Below are 16054 nucleotides of genomic sequence, written 5' to 3'. Positions count from 1 at the left end.
ACGACCTAATTCAAAAGTGGAGTAGGTAAAGATGAAGGAAACGTAACACGCCCTTGAACAATCCATTGCCCATCATGAGGGCTTAATTTAACAAACCAAGGGCCTTTAATTTTGATGCTTTCATCAACCACAAACCGATAATTACCGCTAGCGTCAGAAGACAACATACGCACAAAATCTCGATCTTCTAACGTACGGTGCGCAAACTCAGCGGAGAGAGCAGGGAAATGATCTAAATCCCCTTTATCAAAGGCAATAACAACCTCTCGGCCTTTGGTCATGACACTTGCTTGCAGATTTAACTCTTTTGCTATTTTGATCTTTGAAAGGTCAATATTGATGCCTTTACCTTTTTTATAGTAATCCTCGGTCACGAGAGACACCTCGTTCTGAGCAAAAATCACCACCGTAATAATGGTCCAAACCACGACCGTAAAAGGTAATGCAATCAGAAACCACGGCCAAAACTGCTTATACCAAGGCTTTACCATAAAAAAGTTCTCAAATTAATCAATAAAATAGATCTAATATAGTGAAAAGACAGCCCCTAAGTAAGGGGCTGTAATAGGGTTTTACTCTTGTTCAGAGTTAGTCAGGCTCCATACATAAGCCGATACCAACTGAACCTTGTCCTCACCGAGGATATGTTGCCATGGAGGCATGACACCTGAACGGCCATTCATCACAGTTTCAGTCACCGCTGCACGGCTACCACCAAACAACCAAACTTTATCCGTGAGGTCAGGTGCACCTACCGCAGGGTTACCTTTACCATCAGTACCATGACATGCGGCACATACTACAAAGCGAGCTTTACCAGCCTCGGCATCTTTCGCATTCACAGAACGACCAGAAAGGCTTAATGTGTAGCTAACAACTTCTTTTACACCTTGTTCGCCTAGCGCATCTTTCCAACCTGGCATTTGACCAATTCGGCCTTGCATAACAGTCGTTACAATCGCTTGTGGCTCACCACCATACAACCATGCATTGTCCGTTAGGTTAGGGAAACCTGTTTGACCACGTGCATCTGAGCCATGGCACTGAGAACAGTTTTGCAAAAATAAGCGTTGTCCTACTTTAACCGCTTCAGGATCTTTATCGATTTCAGGGATTGATTTAAGAACGTCGCCACCGTCCACATAAGCGAGACGTCTAAAGGCTTCACCAAAGTAGGCTTCAGCATCATCCAGCTCTTTTGCGTATTGGTCCAACTGTTTGTTTTGCTGCGACTTCTGTACTGACTCTTTTGAAGCGGCGATGTTTTTCACCGTTTGATCCGAACTCTGCCAGCCAAGAACCCCTTGGAAACTGCCAAGCCCCGGGTATAACGTCAGATAGATTGCCGCAAAAATAAACGTGCCGACAAAAAGGTATGTCCACCATTTCGGTAGTGGGTTATTAAGCTCACGAATACCATCGTACTCGTGCCCCATATCAGCACCTTCTTCAACGCCCATGGTATCTTTTAAACACCAATAGAGCAGTGCTGCACAGCCTAGCAGTGTGCCGACCGTGATAATGATTATCCAAAGACTCCAGAATGTATCCATTACTTAGTCTCTCCTTGTTCATCGGTTGGCTTTTTCTCTTCGTCAGCAAACACTAGGTTTGCGGCTTCATCGAAGCGAGCTTTACGGCTCTTACCGTAAGCCCACCAAACAACGCCAATAAAACTAACGAAAAGCACTATGGTCCAAATACTGTGAATAGTACCTATATCCATAATCAGCTCCTTACTTCATCGCATGGCCAAGAGACTGCAGATAAGCAATGATGGCATCCATCTCTGTCTTACCTTCTACGTCTTTCTCAGCATTAGCGATTTGTTCATCTGTGTAAGGAACGCCAAACTGATCTCGGAACAGTTGGAGTTTCTTCTGCGTCAATTGACCATCAAGTTCATTTTCAGCCAACCAAGGGAAGGCGGGCATGTTTGACTCGGGAACCCAGATTCTAGGGTTAAGTAAGTGAACACGGTGCCATTCATCAGAATAACGACCGCCGACACGCGCTAAGTCAGGCCCTGTACGTTTAGAGCCCCATAAGAATGGATGTTCCCAAACACTTTCACCGGCAACAGAGTAGTGGCCGTAGCGCTCAGTTTCAGCTCGGAATGGACGAATCATCTGGCTATGACAAACGTTACAACCTTCACGGATGTACACATCGCGGCCTTCCATTTCAAGTGCAGTGTATGGGCGTAAATTATCCACCGGTTCGGTTGTCTGCTTCTGGAAAATCAGCGGGGTAATCTCCACCAAAGCGCCCAAGCTGATTGCAAACACAATCAAGATTGCCAACAAACCGACATTACGTTCTACAAGCTCGTGGCGATTGTTAGAATTATTACTCATTCTTAAATCTCCTTATGCCGGTTGTGGAATAGCTTTTAGGCTATTTTTAGGGGCAGTGATTGTCTTATAAGCGTTGTAAGCCATTAGGAACATACCCGCCAAGAAAATGAAACCACCGATGAATCGAACCGTATAGAACGGATAAGATGCTTGAACGGACTCTACGAAGCTGTATGTCAACGTGCCGTCTGAGTTTACTGCACGCCACATCAAACCTTGCATGACGCCCGAAATCCACATCGCAACGATATAGAGAACAGTACCAATGGTTGCTAGCCAGAAGTGCGCATTAATCAAGCTGACTGAGTACATACGCTCTTGACCAAATAGGCGAGGGATCAAATGGTAAACAGAACCAATCGACACCATGGCAACCCAACCTAGCGCCCCTGAGTGAACGTGACCAATTGTCCAATCCGTATAGTGCGATAGTGCGTTGACTGTCTTGATTGACATCATTGGACCTTCGAAGGTCGACATGCCGTAGAACGATAGTGAAACAATCAAGAAACGTAGGATAGGGTCATAGCGTAGCTTATGCCAAGCACCGGATAACGTCATAATACCGTTGATCATGCCACCCCAAGATGGGGCAAACAGTACTAATGACATCACCATGCCTAGAGACTGAGTCCAGTCTGGTAAAGCGGTGTAATGTAAGTGGTGAGGACCGGCCCAAATGTATAGCGAAACCAATGCCCAGAAGTGAACAATGGATAGACGGTATGAGTAAACAGGGCGTTCAGCTTGCTTTGGTACGAAGTAGTACATCATACCCAAGAAACCCGCTGTTAATAGGAAACCTACCGCATTGTGTCCGTACCACCATTGAACCATGGCATCTACGGCACCTGAATAGATAGAATAGGATTTACCTAAACCAACCGGAATCGCCATGCTGTTAACAATATGGAGCACAGCGACGGTAATGATAAACGCGCCAAAGAACCAGTTAGCCACATAGATATGGGAGGTTTTTCGCGTGATTAGCGTCCCGAAGAACACCACCGCATAAGCTACCCAAACAAGGGCGATTGCGATATCAATCGGCCATTCTAGTTCCGCGTATTCTTTACCTGAGGTATAGCCTAATGGCAACGTGATGGCAGCGGCGAGAATGATCGCTTGCCAACCCCAGAAAGTGAAAGGAACGAGAGGACCTCCAAATAAACGCGTTTGACAGGTGCGTTGAACCACGTAATAAGACGTGGCAAATAGGGCACTTGTACCAAACGCAAAAATAACCGCATTAGTATGTAGCGGTCTCAAGCGACTATACGTCAACCATGGTGTATCAAAGTTGAGCTGTGGCCACACGAGTTGAGCAGCGATCAAAACTCCAACCGCCATACCGACTATTCCCCATAAAATGGTGACTAAAGTGAATTGGCGAACAACGGTATAGTTGTAGTTTTGCTCATGCATTTCTAATTGGCTCATAATTGCATGCTTCCGATTTATAATGACTACACTTTACTTCCAGTACGACTCATGTCGTAATGCCACCCAAATCCTTAAGAAATACCTTAGTGTTTCAGAAGGTTAATTATTCTTTACGATTTTTATGAAAAGTGGCACTTTCAAGTTAAAACTATACTGCAATTAACAATTCAATGACAGAAAAGTAACCTTACTAACGGTCAGGTTTTGATTTTTATTTGAAAACTTTGAAGTTTGTTACACGGAGAACTCACTGAAATGGCAGCACAGAAGCTGACAAAAGCACGATTGATCCAAATATTAGTGATGTTAAGCCTGCTTATCATCGCGTTCTTTTGGAGAACCGCAACCCATTCACAACAAAACAAGGTAACGTGCAACTTGCAACAAACTTGTACGTTTAATGTTAAGGGCAGCGAGTTTAGCGTCGTTGCTAAACATGGTGTGATCTTTATTGAAACGCCCAATACAGGCTGGAAGGTAGTCAGCGAAGGTCAGCCGCTGGCGCTTATTCAAGAAGAAAATGTATGGCAATTTGAAGAACCAACAGTGAGTAGCTACGTTTTAGCGCTAACTCATAACCAACAAGCAGAAACCATCAAGTTGACGCTAAACCAATAAGCGTTGATTCATAATGAAAGTCTTTGAGATTTGTCGCTGTACAAATATCTGGGTCGAGTTCAGCCATTTTCAAAATCATATTCAACATAGCCGCCAAACTGGCGGCTATGTGCGTTTTAGCAGCGCTTCTGCGAGTAAAAGTACTGTAAAAATAACATGTTATAAACGATTATAACGCCCGTCCGCCATATGGAACCTGCCTACAACAACCTTTAAGCCACTGATTATTATTTAGTATTTTATAATCAAAATTAAACGGTAAGTAGCATATCAACATAAAGCCCTAACAATGTGACACAAAGCTAAATACTATGTTTTAGGGCGAATTTACTATGTTACATTATACCAAATGCGATCTATTATCATTCTCTTCTAGTCAGTTGGAGAATAATAATGCAAGTTTATCCACACATAACTGAAGCTATTCAGCACCCTCATATCATTGATATCGGGGATCAGGTTTATGTTGCAAAATTTGAATGCATGAAAGTGTATTCAACACTTACTGCGATTGATCATCTCATTAAAAAAGGCACTCTCAAAGTCGGAGACACCGTGGTCGATAGCTCCAGTGGTATCTATGCTCACGCCTTAGCGCTCGCATGCCATCGGTTTGGTCTGAAATGTCATATCATCGCATCTAAAACCGTAGATGACAGTTTCAAAACTCAACTGTCGCTACTCGGGGCAACCTACGAACCAGCACCGTCTGGTCAATCTCTCAAACTTGATCAAGAGTTTCGAGTAAACCGAATCAAACACCTTCTTGCTGAGTCACCAAATGTGCATTGGATGCAGCAATACCATGACGATATTCATTATCTTGGCTATCAAAAGTTTGCACAAAAGATTTGTCACAGCCTAGATCTCGTCCCTGACGACTCTCTAACACTGATTGGTGGAGTAGGAACAGGGTGTTCAACAGGCGGTACCGCACATTACTTACGTGGCCAAGGCATCAACCTCAATGTTCAGGGAATTCAACCGTTTGGCAGCGTAACGTTCGGTGCAGAATTTGTAGATGACCCTGAAGCGGTAATCGCAGGTATTGGCAGTGCCATTCCATTTAACAATGTTAGGCATGACATCTATCAAGACATCCACTGGATGAGTTTTAACACTTGTTTGAGCGGCACGTTGGCATTAATGAAAGAACATGCCATTTTCGCGGGCTTGTCTTCTGGCGCTGGGTTAACCGTCGCTCGATGGCTGCGTAATACTGGCCACAAATCGCCAATTCTTCTTATTGCTCCCGACACTGGGCACCGTTATTTAGAAGCAGTATTCCAACGCCCCCATCTTGCCGAACCCATTGATTCATTAGAACCGAAGAATCTTTCACACCTTTCAGAATTGAGCATGCCTTGGAGTGTCATTCCTTGGCCGCAACTAGAAACACACTTTACTCCCAAACATTACAAGAATAACCGTTTAGCAAAAGTAGGATAGGAAAATCACATGGCACATTTATTAGTACTAGAAAACTGGGTATTTGGAACAGGGCATTTGTTACCGAAAAAAATACGAGCACTAGGCCACAAATTCACCTTTGTAACGCGAAACAAAAGCCATTACTGTGACGATAGAACTAACAAGATTCATCCCATTTTTGAATTGGCCGATCACATACTGACATGTGAAACCAATGACCCAGATATCTTGATTCCTTTCCTACAAAAACAGCATGAAGTACTTAAATTTGATGGCATCTTAACTGTTTGTGATTACTACGTAGACGCTATTTCAGCTGTTGCTAAAGCATTAGACTTACCTCAAGCCTTTTCGTCAAACGTAGCGCAAGTAAGGAAGAAGCATCGCGTACGACAACTCATTGATGATGCAAACCTACCTAATTGTAAATATAACGTCGCCTACAACTGGGAAGAAACACTAAGCGCAGCTAAGCAATTAGGTTACCCCTTGGTTATGAAACCATCCGATTTAGCTTCTAGTGCGCTGGTTGCGCTTATCAATAATGAGTCAGAGCTCAAGCAAGCATTTTCTGATATCGATGAGATGAAAGTTAACTTTCGAGAGCAGAGGCGAGAGCCGTTATGGCTTTTAGAAGAGTACATGGCTGGTGAAGAGTACAGTGTTGAAGCCTGCACCTTCCGAGGTGAAACCACTATTTTAGGCATCACCGATAAGAGCATTACTGGTGAACCATTTTTCATTGAAAACGGGCACATGTTCCCCGCAGATATTGAAGAGAGCCAAGCCAAACAGATAACTGATCTGGTACTTAAAACCCTGAAAGCTGTTGGACATGACCATGGTCTATCCCATACAGAAGTGAAGCTCACGCCAGAAGGACCAAAGATCGTTGAGATTAATTCACGCCCTGGCGGAAACTATATAGCGGAGTTAATGGAGATAGTAACAGGGTTTGATGTATTAAAGGCGCATATTGAACTTGCGCTAAATATTAAGCCAGACGTTGAAACCAAAACTACCCAATGCCAAAGTGCCGCCGTTCAGTTCTACGTTCCTCATCAATCTGGCATCATTCAACAGGTCAATGGTATTTCAAAACTTGAGCAACATGACAAAGTACATCGTTTCCAATTTGAAGATCTGGTTGGTAAAACGGTCGAGCCTGCGATCGATAATGCGACCTACCTAGGCCATGTCATCACCTTTGATAAAAGTGGTAAGGGCGCTAGGAAAATCGCCGAGCAGCTAATCAATCAACTCAGTGTAGAGGTGGAATAATGCTTCAATTTCACTTCAATACTGTCGACGATATGATTAATGCGGCATTACAAGGTAAGCTTGGCGAAGATCCAAACCAAATTTATGCTACCGGTGCATTTGATATCGTTCAAACAACGCAGTTTCCTACTACGTCCCACCGCTACTTTAATCGATACATTGTGTTTAGAGTTGGAACGAGTTTTGGTGCCTGCTGCATAGAACAAAATCAAGTAGATCGAAATACCATCGCAAACCTGTCAGGGGAAAGCATCGCAACACTGCTCCAGCATGACTCATTAGTTGTCAAAGTTGCAGCTCTTGATGCCTATTTAGGTAACCTTACCCCCTTACGGAGTGAACCCATCGCTGAGCGAAGAACCTTAGAGTTGGGAACACCAATCGAAAGAGCCATCCAAAGAGATCGTTATATTGTTGAAATGCTGCGATGTAAAACCAATGAAACCGTTGGCTTAATTGGCGTTGTCAATCCGTTAGTTGAAGCAATAGCAGAGCAGGGCGCGATCTGCCTTCCATGCGATTTTAATATGGAGAAAACAGCTTCTGGCATTACTGTCGAAAAAGAAATGACTGCACTTTTTGAACGTTCAGATCAAATCATTGCGACCGGAATGACACTATCAAATGGAAGCTTTGACCAACTCGTTCAATGGTCTCGGGTATCAGGGAAGCCGTTAACCATCTATGCGCAGACCGGAGCTAACATTGCTAAGCAATTTATGGGGAATGGGGTACATAATCTACTAGCTGAAACCTTTCCGTTTTCTCAGTTTAGTGCAGAAGAAACGCCTGTTTACCAATTATTTAGCGTAAAGGCAGGCGATAGAGCTTCATGAATAAACACACCTTAAGCCCCGCATTAATGAGCCTACTATTTTACACGTTGTTTATGGTAGTTGGCTTCACTATGTTGATGCCTTTGGTGACGGTGTATTTTGTCAACGACCTCGGCATGGCAGCTGCGGTCGTTGGGCTCGCTTTAGCGGTGCGACAATTCACACAACAAGGGCTAAGTGTCATCAGTGGCTTTATCGCAGATCGCGTTGGGATAAAGCCTTTGCTCCTGTTTGGATTGCTCATTCGAGCGTTCGGATTTATCTTCCTTGCGTGGGCAACCGATACGTGGCAATTGTTCTTTGGCCTATGTCTCTCTGCAATTGGCGGCGCACTATTTGAAACACCTTACCAAGCAGCCATAATCAAGCTTACCACTCAAGAACAAAGATCTCATTTCTACGTACTCAGTAACTGGGTTGTGGGAGTAGGGACGACTGTAGGTCCATTGATTGGTGCTTTACTCATCGACATCAATTTCGCCACTGTTTGTTATGTCGCGGGCGGATGCTTCATCGTGAACTTTATTCTCGCTATAAAGACAATTCCAAACTCTCTCGACAATCCAGAAGAAGCAAAAGACAAATCCGGAAAATCAGATATTTGGAACAAAGAGAACAAGCCATTTTTCCTGTTTCTGATTCTAATGACTGGTTACTGGTTTGTATCGATGCAAATAAACATTACCTTCCCGCTATTCATAGAGCAGATTACCGAGGATCGATCAAGCGTAGGGATAATGTTCGCCGTCAGCGCTCTTATTACTGTAGTGCTCCAATATCCTTTAGTTAAGTGGATGCAAAAATATTGCAGTGATTCGAGCATCTTGATTATCGGTATTGCACTTATGTCTGTCGCTTGTTTATCCGTAGCGGGATTCGAGCAAAGCTATCTTCTATTCTTAACCAATGTAGCCATTTTCTCGATAGGAGCACTATTAACTAGGCCAACGCAACAAAACCTAACCGCATCGTTCGCTAAAAGTGACGCTGTAGCAAGTTTCATTGGCATCAGTATGTTGAGCCTAGCAATCGGTGGCGGGTTAGGGAACATGGTTGGCGGCTGGCTATATGATAAAGCTTTTTTAGAGCAGCCACCGACATTTCCTCAATGGTTACCTTGGGTTTGCTTCGCATTGATTGGTACAATTTGCGCTATCGGAATGCTTTATTTATTTGCAAGTCAAAGAGATAGAGCTGCTAGGCATGTTACCAACTAGAAATAATACATATGACACAATTTCGTTCATCTATATCATTGCTTGCACTCGTTCCATTTATCGCCTCGGCGAACACATTTACGATACAAGACTTAAAGCACCCAGAAATTGATAACTCACATTTTCCTTACGTGATCTCCGATGCATACCCTCATAGTGCAGAGACGATAAACACTTATCTGCAATATAGGTACTTCGAAACACCACTCAAACGTGAAGTTTTTGCCTCCAAATCGACCAATCCGCTCAGATTTGATGATGAATATCGAAGTGTTTACAGCTTGTATGAACACAAAGTAGAACAGTTTACTAACTATATTCAGATTACGATCCAAGGAGACTCATGTGGTGCTTACTGCGAATACTTCTCTAATAGCACATTGTTTGACAACTATAGCGGGCAACCAGTTACGCTAATAGATCTATTATCAAAAGATGGGCTTAGGCAACTAGAGAAGCGCATTCAAACCCTTAATATTGAGCGAATAAAACCGTATATTGCAAACGAACCTAGTAGCACCGCTGATGATTGGGATATTGCCACCTACAATATGTACAATGACTGCTATCAGGACATAAAAGCTTTTCACACATTAGACAAAGACACCCGTTTTTATACGCATGAGGGTACGTTAACGATTGAACACGGACGCTGCTCTAACCATGCATCACGAGCGTTAGATGAAATAGGCAACTTCTCCAATACATTTTCTTTTCAAGAACTCAGTCAATACATGACACACGAAGGGAAACAGTATCTTTCCAATCAGAAAGTAGCAAATTTACCTCGCAAGACACTTTACGGCGTTTACCACGGAAAGATAGCCAAGTACCCAATAACAATCGTGAGCACGAGATATGACGACTGGGTGTACTGGTACAACAAATATCAAACACCAATACGCGTATCGTTTGAAAAAGTGAGCGATACCAAACTTAGATTCGATGAAACTTCGGAGTCCGGAAAAATAGAATGGGCTGTAGAAAAAAAAGACCAAGAGTTTGAAGGCACATTCAATGACATCAGCCAGGACAAAATCATGAGGATCAGCTTCCAATAATCAGGTGAAGCAAACACAAAGAACGACACACATAAACGTGTCGTTTGAACACAGACATACTAAAGACAAAACCAAACCGCGGCTAAGCAATCAAAACACAGATGATGTTTTAATGATTGAGCAAACAGCCATTAATAATCAGTTATTTAATAATTAATTAAATAACTGATTATTAAGTATTTTATGGTAAATCAGTTATGTTAAGTGGCAGAACCAAAAAGCAAGGGCGTTGTGAATAGCAGAGCATTAGATTACGCATTCATGAACACACCATTTAACATAATATACATAATGCGAACTGAAATATAACCGAATTATCGCGCCTGTACGTGAAATCTATACTTGTTCTGGCAGTCATTAGCCTCAGATTTAAATCTGTGTACACTAAAAACCTCGCTAATTGCGAGGCTCACTATCTACTTAATCAGTTCCACTTTGCCTGGGTTCGAGTTTCGAACTTCCATTAGCGCGGATGGCGGCATCTGCACATTGGCAAACCAAAATGGTTTATGTTTATCAACAAAGACGCCACTGCGATCTAAACCATCAAACATTGAATACGTCTTTGCTTGGGCCAACGCTATCGAATGTTCGTTGCGCTCTAAAATTGGCAAGTCATCCAAGTCTTGTTCAAGCGCAAGTTTGAGATGAATGTTTGCCGGTTCCCATTCAAGCTCATTGATGATGTTACGCGTAATGGTTTTCTCTAACTTTAATATGGCTTTCGGTAACACGCTCATTATCGGTTTTACTTCAGCACACGCGTAATATTCCTCGCGCATGTTGTTATTCCTATAATGCTGCATGCGCTCAATCAGCGCGTCTTCAAAAATCTGAGGAAAATGGTTCACAATCGCAAAATGGCCGATTGTGCGTAAGATACCAAGCATGATGCCTTGTTCGGGCTTTTTAATTCCAGCTTGCTGCATTCTAAGCCGACTAACATTGGCAGTTAATATCGTATGTTGCCACAACTTAGGTGCGATTGATTTTGTTACGTTGTCATGCCATTTTAGTAATGGCTTGGCCATGAGAATTGGCATTAACAATCGACTGTTATCAATACCTAGCGTACCAATCGCCATTTTTATATCGACGATCTCGCGACTAGACTTCCCTAGCCTGCTACAAAATCTAGGATTGTTGACCAAGGCAATGACATTGTCATTTAGCTGCTTATCATTGGTGGTTAATGTAGCGAGTTTTGAGAAATTCAGTGAAGGAGAATAGGCAATCGATATGAAGTGACTAAGGTCTGGGAAGCGATTAAATAGCTGATAAGAATCTGAATTTTGTAGTCGTTCTAGAAACAGTTTTTCGGCGTATTTTCCGACATCATCAACCACAAACTTATAGAGGTTCTGGCGATCCGCTTGTTCCTTTCGGCGCTCTTTTACTCGTTCAGATTCGCATTCAAGCAGCAAACGTTGATTGTCTGTCACGCGCTCTTTTTCATTAAATATGACACTTTCACAAAAGTCAGCTTGCCGGCTAAGCGTTGCGTCAACATCGGATTGATCCAGCACGTACTTCATATTAACCAGCCATTTAGCATGGCGTTCTCGGTTAAGCTCGGTCACTTTTGTTGCAATAGCTTTCGCTTCGTCTGTGTATTTTTTGTTTGTAACTAGCAAACGGATGGCTCTTGATGGTCTCTTTTACTTTACTACAAATAAGTGTAACACATCGTTCACGTCACAGACCTTATGGGACAATGTGCAAGCGTATTAATTTCTCAGGATATTGATACTGGTAAGAGCTGCCAAGTTTGATTGCGTTTTTACTGATCTTGCAAACATGATGATCACCGTTCCCTTTTACCGACACAACCACCGCTTTGTTTTTCCGATGTTCCATCTCTATGTACACATCGCAAAAGCCAGTTAAGTTAACTTGCTTTTTTAGTTTGAGTTCTATCTTATATTTGATCTTTTTGGCGATTTTATTGCGTGCGGCGTCATCTGATAACACGGATTTGGAGAATAGAAAGATAATGATAAATATGAATATGCGCATTGCTTACCTCCAACATCAGATTACTATCGAACCTGCTCTATTGGTGGACTAAACAATGCGTATGCGGCAAGCAAAAGCTAGCAATGTAATTGAGAGTGATATTAGCCTGCTTTTTTTGAGCCTTTACTCGTGAAGCCTTGATGTGGAAAAACGTTACGAATTCGCTGCTGGATTTTCTTAGGCGTTTGGTTAGAGAAGACAAGCTTTGGACCAGTGCGAAGCATATAGACCTTTAGCTCACCATCAAAAGCTTGTTTAGCGCAGATCTCAGTAACATTTTGGCGAAACTTTGCAGGAAAGTGCCCTTTCACTTTATCAATTTCACCTTGCTTAAAGCTGACCTTTAAAACGGGTCTATCAATTGCTACCAACCAAAAGATGACGATTGCAGCAATGACGAGTACATAAACCATAGCGCTACTCCTTACTTTAGTCAGAGAAAAGTTTAGTCAGACAATAGCTTACTCAAATCTTCTTTTAAGCTAGAAACAGTTTGTGATGCCTTCTCACTGCGGGACGCTTCGGATAATAAGTATTCAATGGCATCTGACAGAGTACAACCTAGTTCATTGGCGCGGTAAGACAGCTTTTCCCATACTCGATAATCTAAGTCGATGGATTTTTTCTTAGTATGAATTTGCTCTGCGTTAAAGTGACGTTTGCGTTTGGCTCTAATCGCTTGCTTTAACTTGTTGTCTAACTCTGCAGACATGTGTAGCTCAATCCACTCCAGCACTTTTGTCGGATCATGTTCAATACCACGTAATGCTTCAACCGCCGCGCTATCTTCGCTGCTATCAATATGGCGAGTGATTTTTTCACCCTCTTTCCATTTCTTTATTAGGTATTTCCATTTCCAACCACATTCAAGGTTTTCAAGCTGCTGATATTTCATGATATATGATTCCGTTACTGGTAGAGTGACAGCGTAACCCAAGTCCTATTTTGATACAATCACAACCTGTGATTTAGCGACCAAGATCATTGTAATTGACCTAAGTTGTTAATCAATCGCAAAGCGCGAATTGGGAGTGTAACGTTGTCGCGTTTTTCTATATAATTTCTGACCTTTTTCAAGTAAATGAAAGTAATCCATGATTCAAGAAAACTGGCGTTCAGTTACGCCACAATACACTGATTTTGATGATGTTATTAGTACATTTGCCACATTACCGAAAATTGACTTCATCAATATTCAACCGCGACTTAAAAATGCGATCACTACATTTACTACTTTAAACGGCTTAAGCCGAGTTTTAGTCATTAATTCAACCGATAACGCATTTTATCGAAAGCTCATTGCGCACTCTATAAAGAACCAAACCAGTCAAGATGTCATTACTAGCGAGACGCTCGACATTCAAGCCCTTCTTGGTTGCTATCGCGCTGATGATAAAGGCGAACTTCAATTCCAAAAGCCGGGCTTACTTGACCAAGCTCCAAATGGCTATCTAGTTGTCTCGGTGAATTTGCTGCTTGCGAATCCTGCTTCGTGGCAAACACTTAAATCGGTGTTGCTAGGTGACAGTGTTAGCCCAATAAACAGCGACAAGAGCAAGCCTGCTTTAGACGTCCCTAGTAAGAGTTATCAAACGAAACTCATAATTGTCGGTGACCGTGACCAAATCGCCGAGTTAGAGTTCTTGGAGCCCGACCTTTATGCAGGATTGGCTCTCTATACGGAAGTCGAACAAGAAATTAACCTAACCTCACAAAGTATTGAGAATTATCTGGGCTATTTGGCTTGGTTAACTCAATCCTATCAGTTGCCTAGCTTAAACGCGGAGTCGATTCATCGCCTTATGGTTGCGGGGGCTCGTCTTACTGAAGACCAACGCTACATGCCATTAGACATCCTGTGGTATCTATCGCTGTTCGAGCAAGCCCAGTTGTTTACTTCTCAGCCTGAATTTAGCGCTGCCGATCTTGATAAAGCTATTGATGCGAAATACGCGCGTGAATCTTACTTACCAGAGCGTGCACTATCAGACATAACCGATGGCCAAGTTATTATTGAAACCCAAGGTGAATGTGTTGGTCAGGTCAATGGTCTCACGGTTATTGATGTTCCAGGCCACCCACTCTCTTACGGTGAACCAGCGCGTATCTCATGTGTTATCCACTTCGGTGATGGCGATATTTCAGACGTAGAACGTAAAGCTGAACTTGGTGGTAACCTACACGCTAAAGGCATGATGATCATGCAGGCGTTCGTAAGTGCAGCGTTAAACTTAGAAGAACCACTGCCGTATTCGGCCTCAGTGGTATTCGAGCAGTCTTACTGCGAAGTGGATGGAGATAGTGCCACGCTTGCAGAGCTATGTTCTTTTGTAAGTGCATTATCTGAGTACCCTATCGACCAACAAATTGCAGTTACCGGCGCGGTTGACCAATTTGGTCGCGTACAAGCGGTTGGTGGCTTAAACGAAAAAATCGAAGGCTTCTATCGCGTGTGTAAACACCAAGGCTTTACAGGTAAACAAGGCGTTATCTTGCCTAAGTCTAACTTGAAGCACTTAGCTTTAGATAAAGACGTCGTTCATAGTATTCAGAACGATGAGTTCCATATTTGGTCAGTAGAAACCGTTGACCACGCAATTCCAATCATAATGGGTAAACCATTCCGTGGTGATGACGAGACCAGTGTTGTGAGCAAGATTGCACAACGGATTGAGAATTTTGAACGACACGAACAGCCACAAGGTATCGTGGAACGTCTAAAATGTTGGCTAAATCGTTGATAAACGACTGGTCAGCGTTGTTTAGCGTACACGTGTTCACTAATATGCAGCTATCAAATATTGGAGTAATTGATAATGCAAAACAAACGTGACTCTTACAATCGCGATGATTTATTAGCTTCTAGCCAAGGTGAACTATTTGGCGAAGGCTACCCACAGCTTCCTGCACCTAACATGCTGATGATGGATCGCATCACTAAAATGTCAGAAACTGAGGGTGATTTTGGTAAAGGTTTAATCCTTGCAGAATTAGATATTACCCCTGATCTATGGTTCTTTGATTGCCACTTCCCTGGCGACCCAGTAATGCCGGGCTGTCTTGGCCTTGATGCAATGTGGCAGCTTGTTGGTTTCTACCTAGGCTGGGTTGGCGGTAAAGGCAAAGGCCGCGCACTTGGTGTTGGTGAAGTGAAATTCACGGGTCAAATCCTACCTACAGCGAAAAAAGTGACTTACGAAATTCACATGAAGCGCGTTGTTAACCGCCGTTTGGTTATGGGCTTAGCAGATGGTCGTGTGCTAGTAGACGGTAAAGAAATCTACGTAGCGAAAGATCTTAAAGTTGGCCTTTTCCAAGATACTTCGGCCTTCTAAAAGATTTAGTTTTTAGAGCGACTCACTTGAGTCGCTTTTTATTGAGCAAAACATTTAGTTATAGTGCGTGAGGTTGATATTAAAAAGCCCCTTTCGGGGCTAAAGATTCCTTTTGTTGTATGCGAAGAGCCTTAATTATTTATAGAGGCCAGCCTGTTTATCTTCTCTGGCGTCACGCCAACCGCCTAACCAATATGAACGAGCGTCCATCTGCTGGTACGGGCACGTTTCCATCGAACGGCCATTAACACCAGCTTTGTATCCTTGTGATTGCGCTCGTTCTAAGCGGTCACGCTTTTGTCTCTTCATAGTGTCGTCCTCATACAATAAGTGTTTTCTAACGTACTACTATTAAAATAGTGTGGAGGTTTTGTTTCTCCACTATTACAGAATCGACCAAAATCCGCCCTTTCTCAAGCGATAAAAAAAGCACAGCTTCATTTTTGTGAAGCTGTGCTC

The 16054-nt window shown here is 42.8% G+C and carries 17 protein-coding genes; 8 read left to right on the top strand and 9 right to left on the bottom strand.

Going from position 1 to position 16054, the window contains the following annotated elements; all coding sequences use genetic code 11:
- Positions 1-5: 5 nt before the first annotated feature.
- From OH461_RS03965 to ccoN, 5 genes are all read right to left on the bottom strand, one after another.
- Positions 6-491, bottom strand: coding sequence for a FixH family protein (locus OH461_RS03965; protein ID WP_270019323.1), 486 nt, complete (start codon positions 489-491; stop codon positions 6-8).
- 81 nt (positions 492-572) lie between these two features.
- Positions 573-1553, bottom strand: a complete 981-nt coding sequence (gene ccoP / locus OH461_RS03960; protein ID WP_270019322.1) for a cytochrome-c oxidase, cbb3-type subunit III — start codon at positions 1551-1553, stop codon at positions 573-575.
- On the bottom strand, positions 1553-1726 hold the full coding sequence (locus OH461_RS03955) for a cbb3-type cytochrome oxidase subunit 3 (protein WP_270019321.1): 174 nt from the start codon (positions 1724-1726) through the stop codon (positions 1553-1555). Before OH461_RS03955 ends, ccoP begins: the two co-directional genes overlap by 1 nt.
- A 10-nt stretch (positions 1727-1736) precedes the next feature.
- Positions 1737-2357, bottom strand: coding sequence for a cytochrome-c oxidase, cbb3-type subunit II (gene ccoO, locus OH461_RS03950; RefSeq protein ID WP_270019320.1), 621 nt, complete (start codon positions 2355-2357; stop codon positions 1737-1739).
- Between the two features lie 12 nt (positions 2358-2369).
- Positions 2370-3797, bottom strand: coding sequence for a cytochrome-c oxidase, cbb3-type subunit I (gene ccoN / locus OH461_RS03945; RefSeq protein ID WP_270019319.1), 1428 nt, complete (start codon positions 3795-3797; stop codon positions 2370-2372).
- A gap of 258 nt (positions 3798-4055) precedes the next feature.
- Here ccoN and OH461_RS03940 point away from each other — a divergent pair, with 258 nt between their 5' ends.
- The 6 genes from OH461_RS03940 (at position 4056) to OH461_RS03915 (ending at position 10244) form a co-directional block, all read left to right on the top strand.
- Complete coding sequence (locus OH461_RS03940; protein ID WP_270019318.1) at positions 4056-4418, top strand: hypothetical protein; 363 nt, start codon at positions 4056-4058, stop codon at positions 4416-4418.
- Between the two features lie 393 nt (positions 4419-4811).
- Positions 4812-5867 carry a pyridoxal-phosphate dependent enzyme gene (locus tag OH461_RS03935; protein WP_270019317.1) on the top strand — a complete coding sequence of 352 codons (1056 nt, stop codon included), beginning with the start codon at positions 4812-4814 and terminating at the stop codon, positions 5865-5867.
- A gap of 9 nt (positions 5868-5876) precedes the next feature.
- On the top strand, positions 5877-7130 hold the full coding sequence (locus tag OH461_RS03930) for an ATP-grasp domain-containing protein (RefSeq protein ID WP_270019316.1): 1254 nt from the start codon (positions 5877-5879) through the stop codon (positions 7128-7130).
- A complete protein-coding gene (locus tag OH461_RS03925) occupies positions 7130-7966 on the top strand; it encodes a Rossmann-like domain-containing protein (protein WP_270019315.1) in 837 nt (278 codons plus the stop codon). Before OH461_RS03930 ends, OH461_RS03925 begins: the two co-directional genes overlap by 1 nt.
- The gene (locus tag OH461_RS03920; RefSeq protein WP_270019314.1) at positions 7963-9183 is read left to right on the top strand and encodes an MFS transporter; all 1221 of its coding nucleotides are present in this window, start codon (positions 7963-7965) and stop codon (positions 9181-9183) included. The genes OH461_RS03925 and OH461_RS03920 overlap by 4 nt, the downstream gene beginning before the upstream one ends.
- An 11-nt stretch (positions 9184-9194) precedes the next feature.
- Positions 9195-10244, top strand: coding sequence for a hypothetical protein (locus OH461_RS03915; RefSeq protein ID WP_270019313.1), 1050 nt, complete (start codon positions 9195-9197; stop codon positions 10242-10244).
- A gap of 416 nt (positions 10245-10660) precedes the next feature.
- Here the strand turns inward: OH461_RS03915 and OH461_RS03910 are convergent, their stop codons facing one another.
- The 3 genes from OH461_RS03910 to matP all read right to left on the bottom strand — a co-directional run bounded on the left by OH461_RS03910 (position 10661) and on the right by matP (position 13155).
- A complete protein-coding gene (locus OH461_RS03910; RefSeq protein ID WP_270019312.1) occupies positions 10661-11878 on the bottom strand; it encodes an HDOD domain-containing protein in 1218 nt (405 codons plus the stop codon).
- A gap of 483 nt (positions 11879-12361) precedes the next feature.
- Positions 12362-12673, bottom strand: a complete 312-nt coding sequence (locus OH461_RS03905) for a DUF3634 family protein (RefSeq protein WP_270019311.1) — start codon at positions 12671-12673, stop codon at positions 12362-12364.
- Positions 12674-12705: 32 nt separating this feature from the next.
- Complete coding sequence (gene matP, locus OH461_RS03900; RefSeq protein WP_270019310.1) at positions 12706-13155, bottom strand: macrodomain Ter protein MatP; 450 nt, start codon at positions 13153-13155, stop codon at positions 12706-12708.
- 199 nt (positions 13156-13354) lie between these two features.
- Here matP and OH461_RS03895 point away from each other — a divergent pair, with 199 nt between their 5' ends.
- Both OH461_RS03895 and fabA read left to right on the top strand, forming a co-directional pair.
- Positions 13355-15001 carry a Lon protease family protein gene (locus tag OH461_RS03895; RefSeq protein ID WP_270019309.1) on the top strand — a complete coding sequence of 549 codons (1647 nt, stop codon included), beginning with the start codon at positions 13355-13357 and terminating at the stop codon, positions 14999-15001.
- A 75-nt stretch (positions 15002-15076) separates the two neighbouring features.
- Positions 15077-15595: a bifunctional 3-hydroxydecanoyl-ACP dehydratase/trans-2-decenoyl-ACP isomerase gene (gene fabA / locus OH461_RS03890; RefSeq protein WP_260258492.1), complete on the top strand. Its 519-nt coding sequence runs from the start codon at positions 15077-15079 to the stop codon at positions 15593-15595.
- 135 nt (positions 15596-15730) lie between these two features.
- On the opposite strand, the gene rmf is transcribed toward fabA, so the two are convergent.
- Positions 15731-15904 (bottom strand): ribosome modulation factor, encoded by a 174-nt coding sequence (gene rmf / locus OH461_RS03885; RefSeq protein WP_270019308.1) that lies wholly within the window; start codon positions 15902-15904, stop codon positions 15731-15733.
- Positions 15905-16054: the final 150 nt, after the last annotated feature.

Source organism: Vibrio sp. LaRot3 (genome assembly GCF_027587025.1).
Taxonomy (GTDB): Bacteria; Pseudomonadota; Gammaproteobacteria; order Enterobacterales; family Vibrionaceae; genus Vibrio.
Note: the sequence above shows the minus strand (reverse complement) of the source record. Positions and strands in the feature narration are given on the sequence as shown.

What these genes read in the sequence shown, in the direction of transcription:
- OH461_RS03965 (WP_270019323.1), bottom strand. Translation starts at nt 491, where the DNA reads ATGGTAAAGCCTTGGTATAAGCAGTTTTGGCCGTGGTTTCTGATTGCA.
- OH461_RS03915 (WP_270019313.1), top strand. Translation starts at nt 9,195, where the DNA reads ATGACACAATTTCGTTCATCTATATCATTGCTTGCACTCGTTCCATTT.
- OH461_RS03905 (WP_270019311.1), bottom strand. Translation starts at nt 12,673, where the DNA reads ATGGTTTATGTACTCGTCATTGCTGCAATCGTCATCTTTTGGTTGGTA.
- OH461_RS03920 (WP_270019314.1), top strand. Translation starts at nt 7,963, where the DNA reads ATGAATAAACACACCTTAAGCCCCGCATTAATGAGCCTACTATTTTAC.
- fabA (WP_260258492.1), top strand. Translation starts at nt 15,077, where the DNA reads ATGCAAAACAAACGTGACTCTTACAATCGCGATGATTTATTAGCTTCT.
- OH461_RS03955 (WP_270019321.1), bottom strand. Translation starts at nt 1,726, where the DNA reads ATGGATATAGGTACTATTCACAGTATTTGGACCATAGTGCTTTTCGTT.
- OH461_RS03930 (WP_270019316.1), top strand. Translation starts at nt 5,877, where the DNA reads ATGGCACATTTATTAGTACTAGAAAACTGGGTATTTGGAACAGGGCAT.
- ccoP (WP_270019322.1), bottom strand. Translation starts at nt 1,553, where the DNA reads ATGGATACATTCTGGAGTCTTTGGATAATCATTATCACGGTCGGCACA.
- ccoO (WP_270019320.1), bottom strand. Translation starts at nt 2,357, where the DNA reads ATGAGTAATAATTCTAACAATCGCCACGAGCTTGTAGAACGTAATGTC.
- OH461_RS03935 (WP_270019317.1), top strand. Translation starts at nt 4,812, where the DNA reads ATGCAAGTTTATCCACACATAACTGAAGCTATTCAGCACCCTCATATC.
- OH461_RS03940 (WP_270019318.1), top strand. Translation starts at nt 4,056, where the DNA reads ATGGCAGCACAGAAGCTGACAAAAGCACGATTGATCCAAATATTAGTG.
- rmf (WP_270019308.1), bottom strand. Translation starts at nt 15,904, where the DNA reads ATGAAGAGACAAAAGCGTGACCGCTTAGAACGAGCGCAATCACAAGGA.
- OH461_RS03925 (WP_270019315.1), top strand. Translation starts at nt 7,130, where the DNA reads ATGCTTCAATTTCACTTCAATACTGTCGACGATATGATTAATGCGGCA.
- OH461_RS03895 (WP_270019309.1), top strand. Translation starts at nt 13,355, where the DNA reads ATGATTCAAGAAAACTGGCGTTCAGTTACGCCACAATACACTGATTTT.
- matP (WP_270019310.1), bottom strand. Translation starts at nt 13,155, where the DNA reads ATGAAATATCAGCAGCTTGAAAACCTTGAATGTGGTTGGAAATGGAAA.
- ccoN (WP_270019319.1), bottom strand. Translation starts at nt 3,797, where the DNA reads ATGAGCCAATTAGAAATGCATGAGCAAAACTACAACTATACCGTTGTT.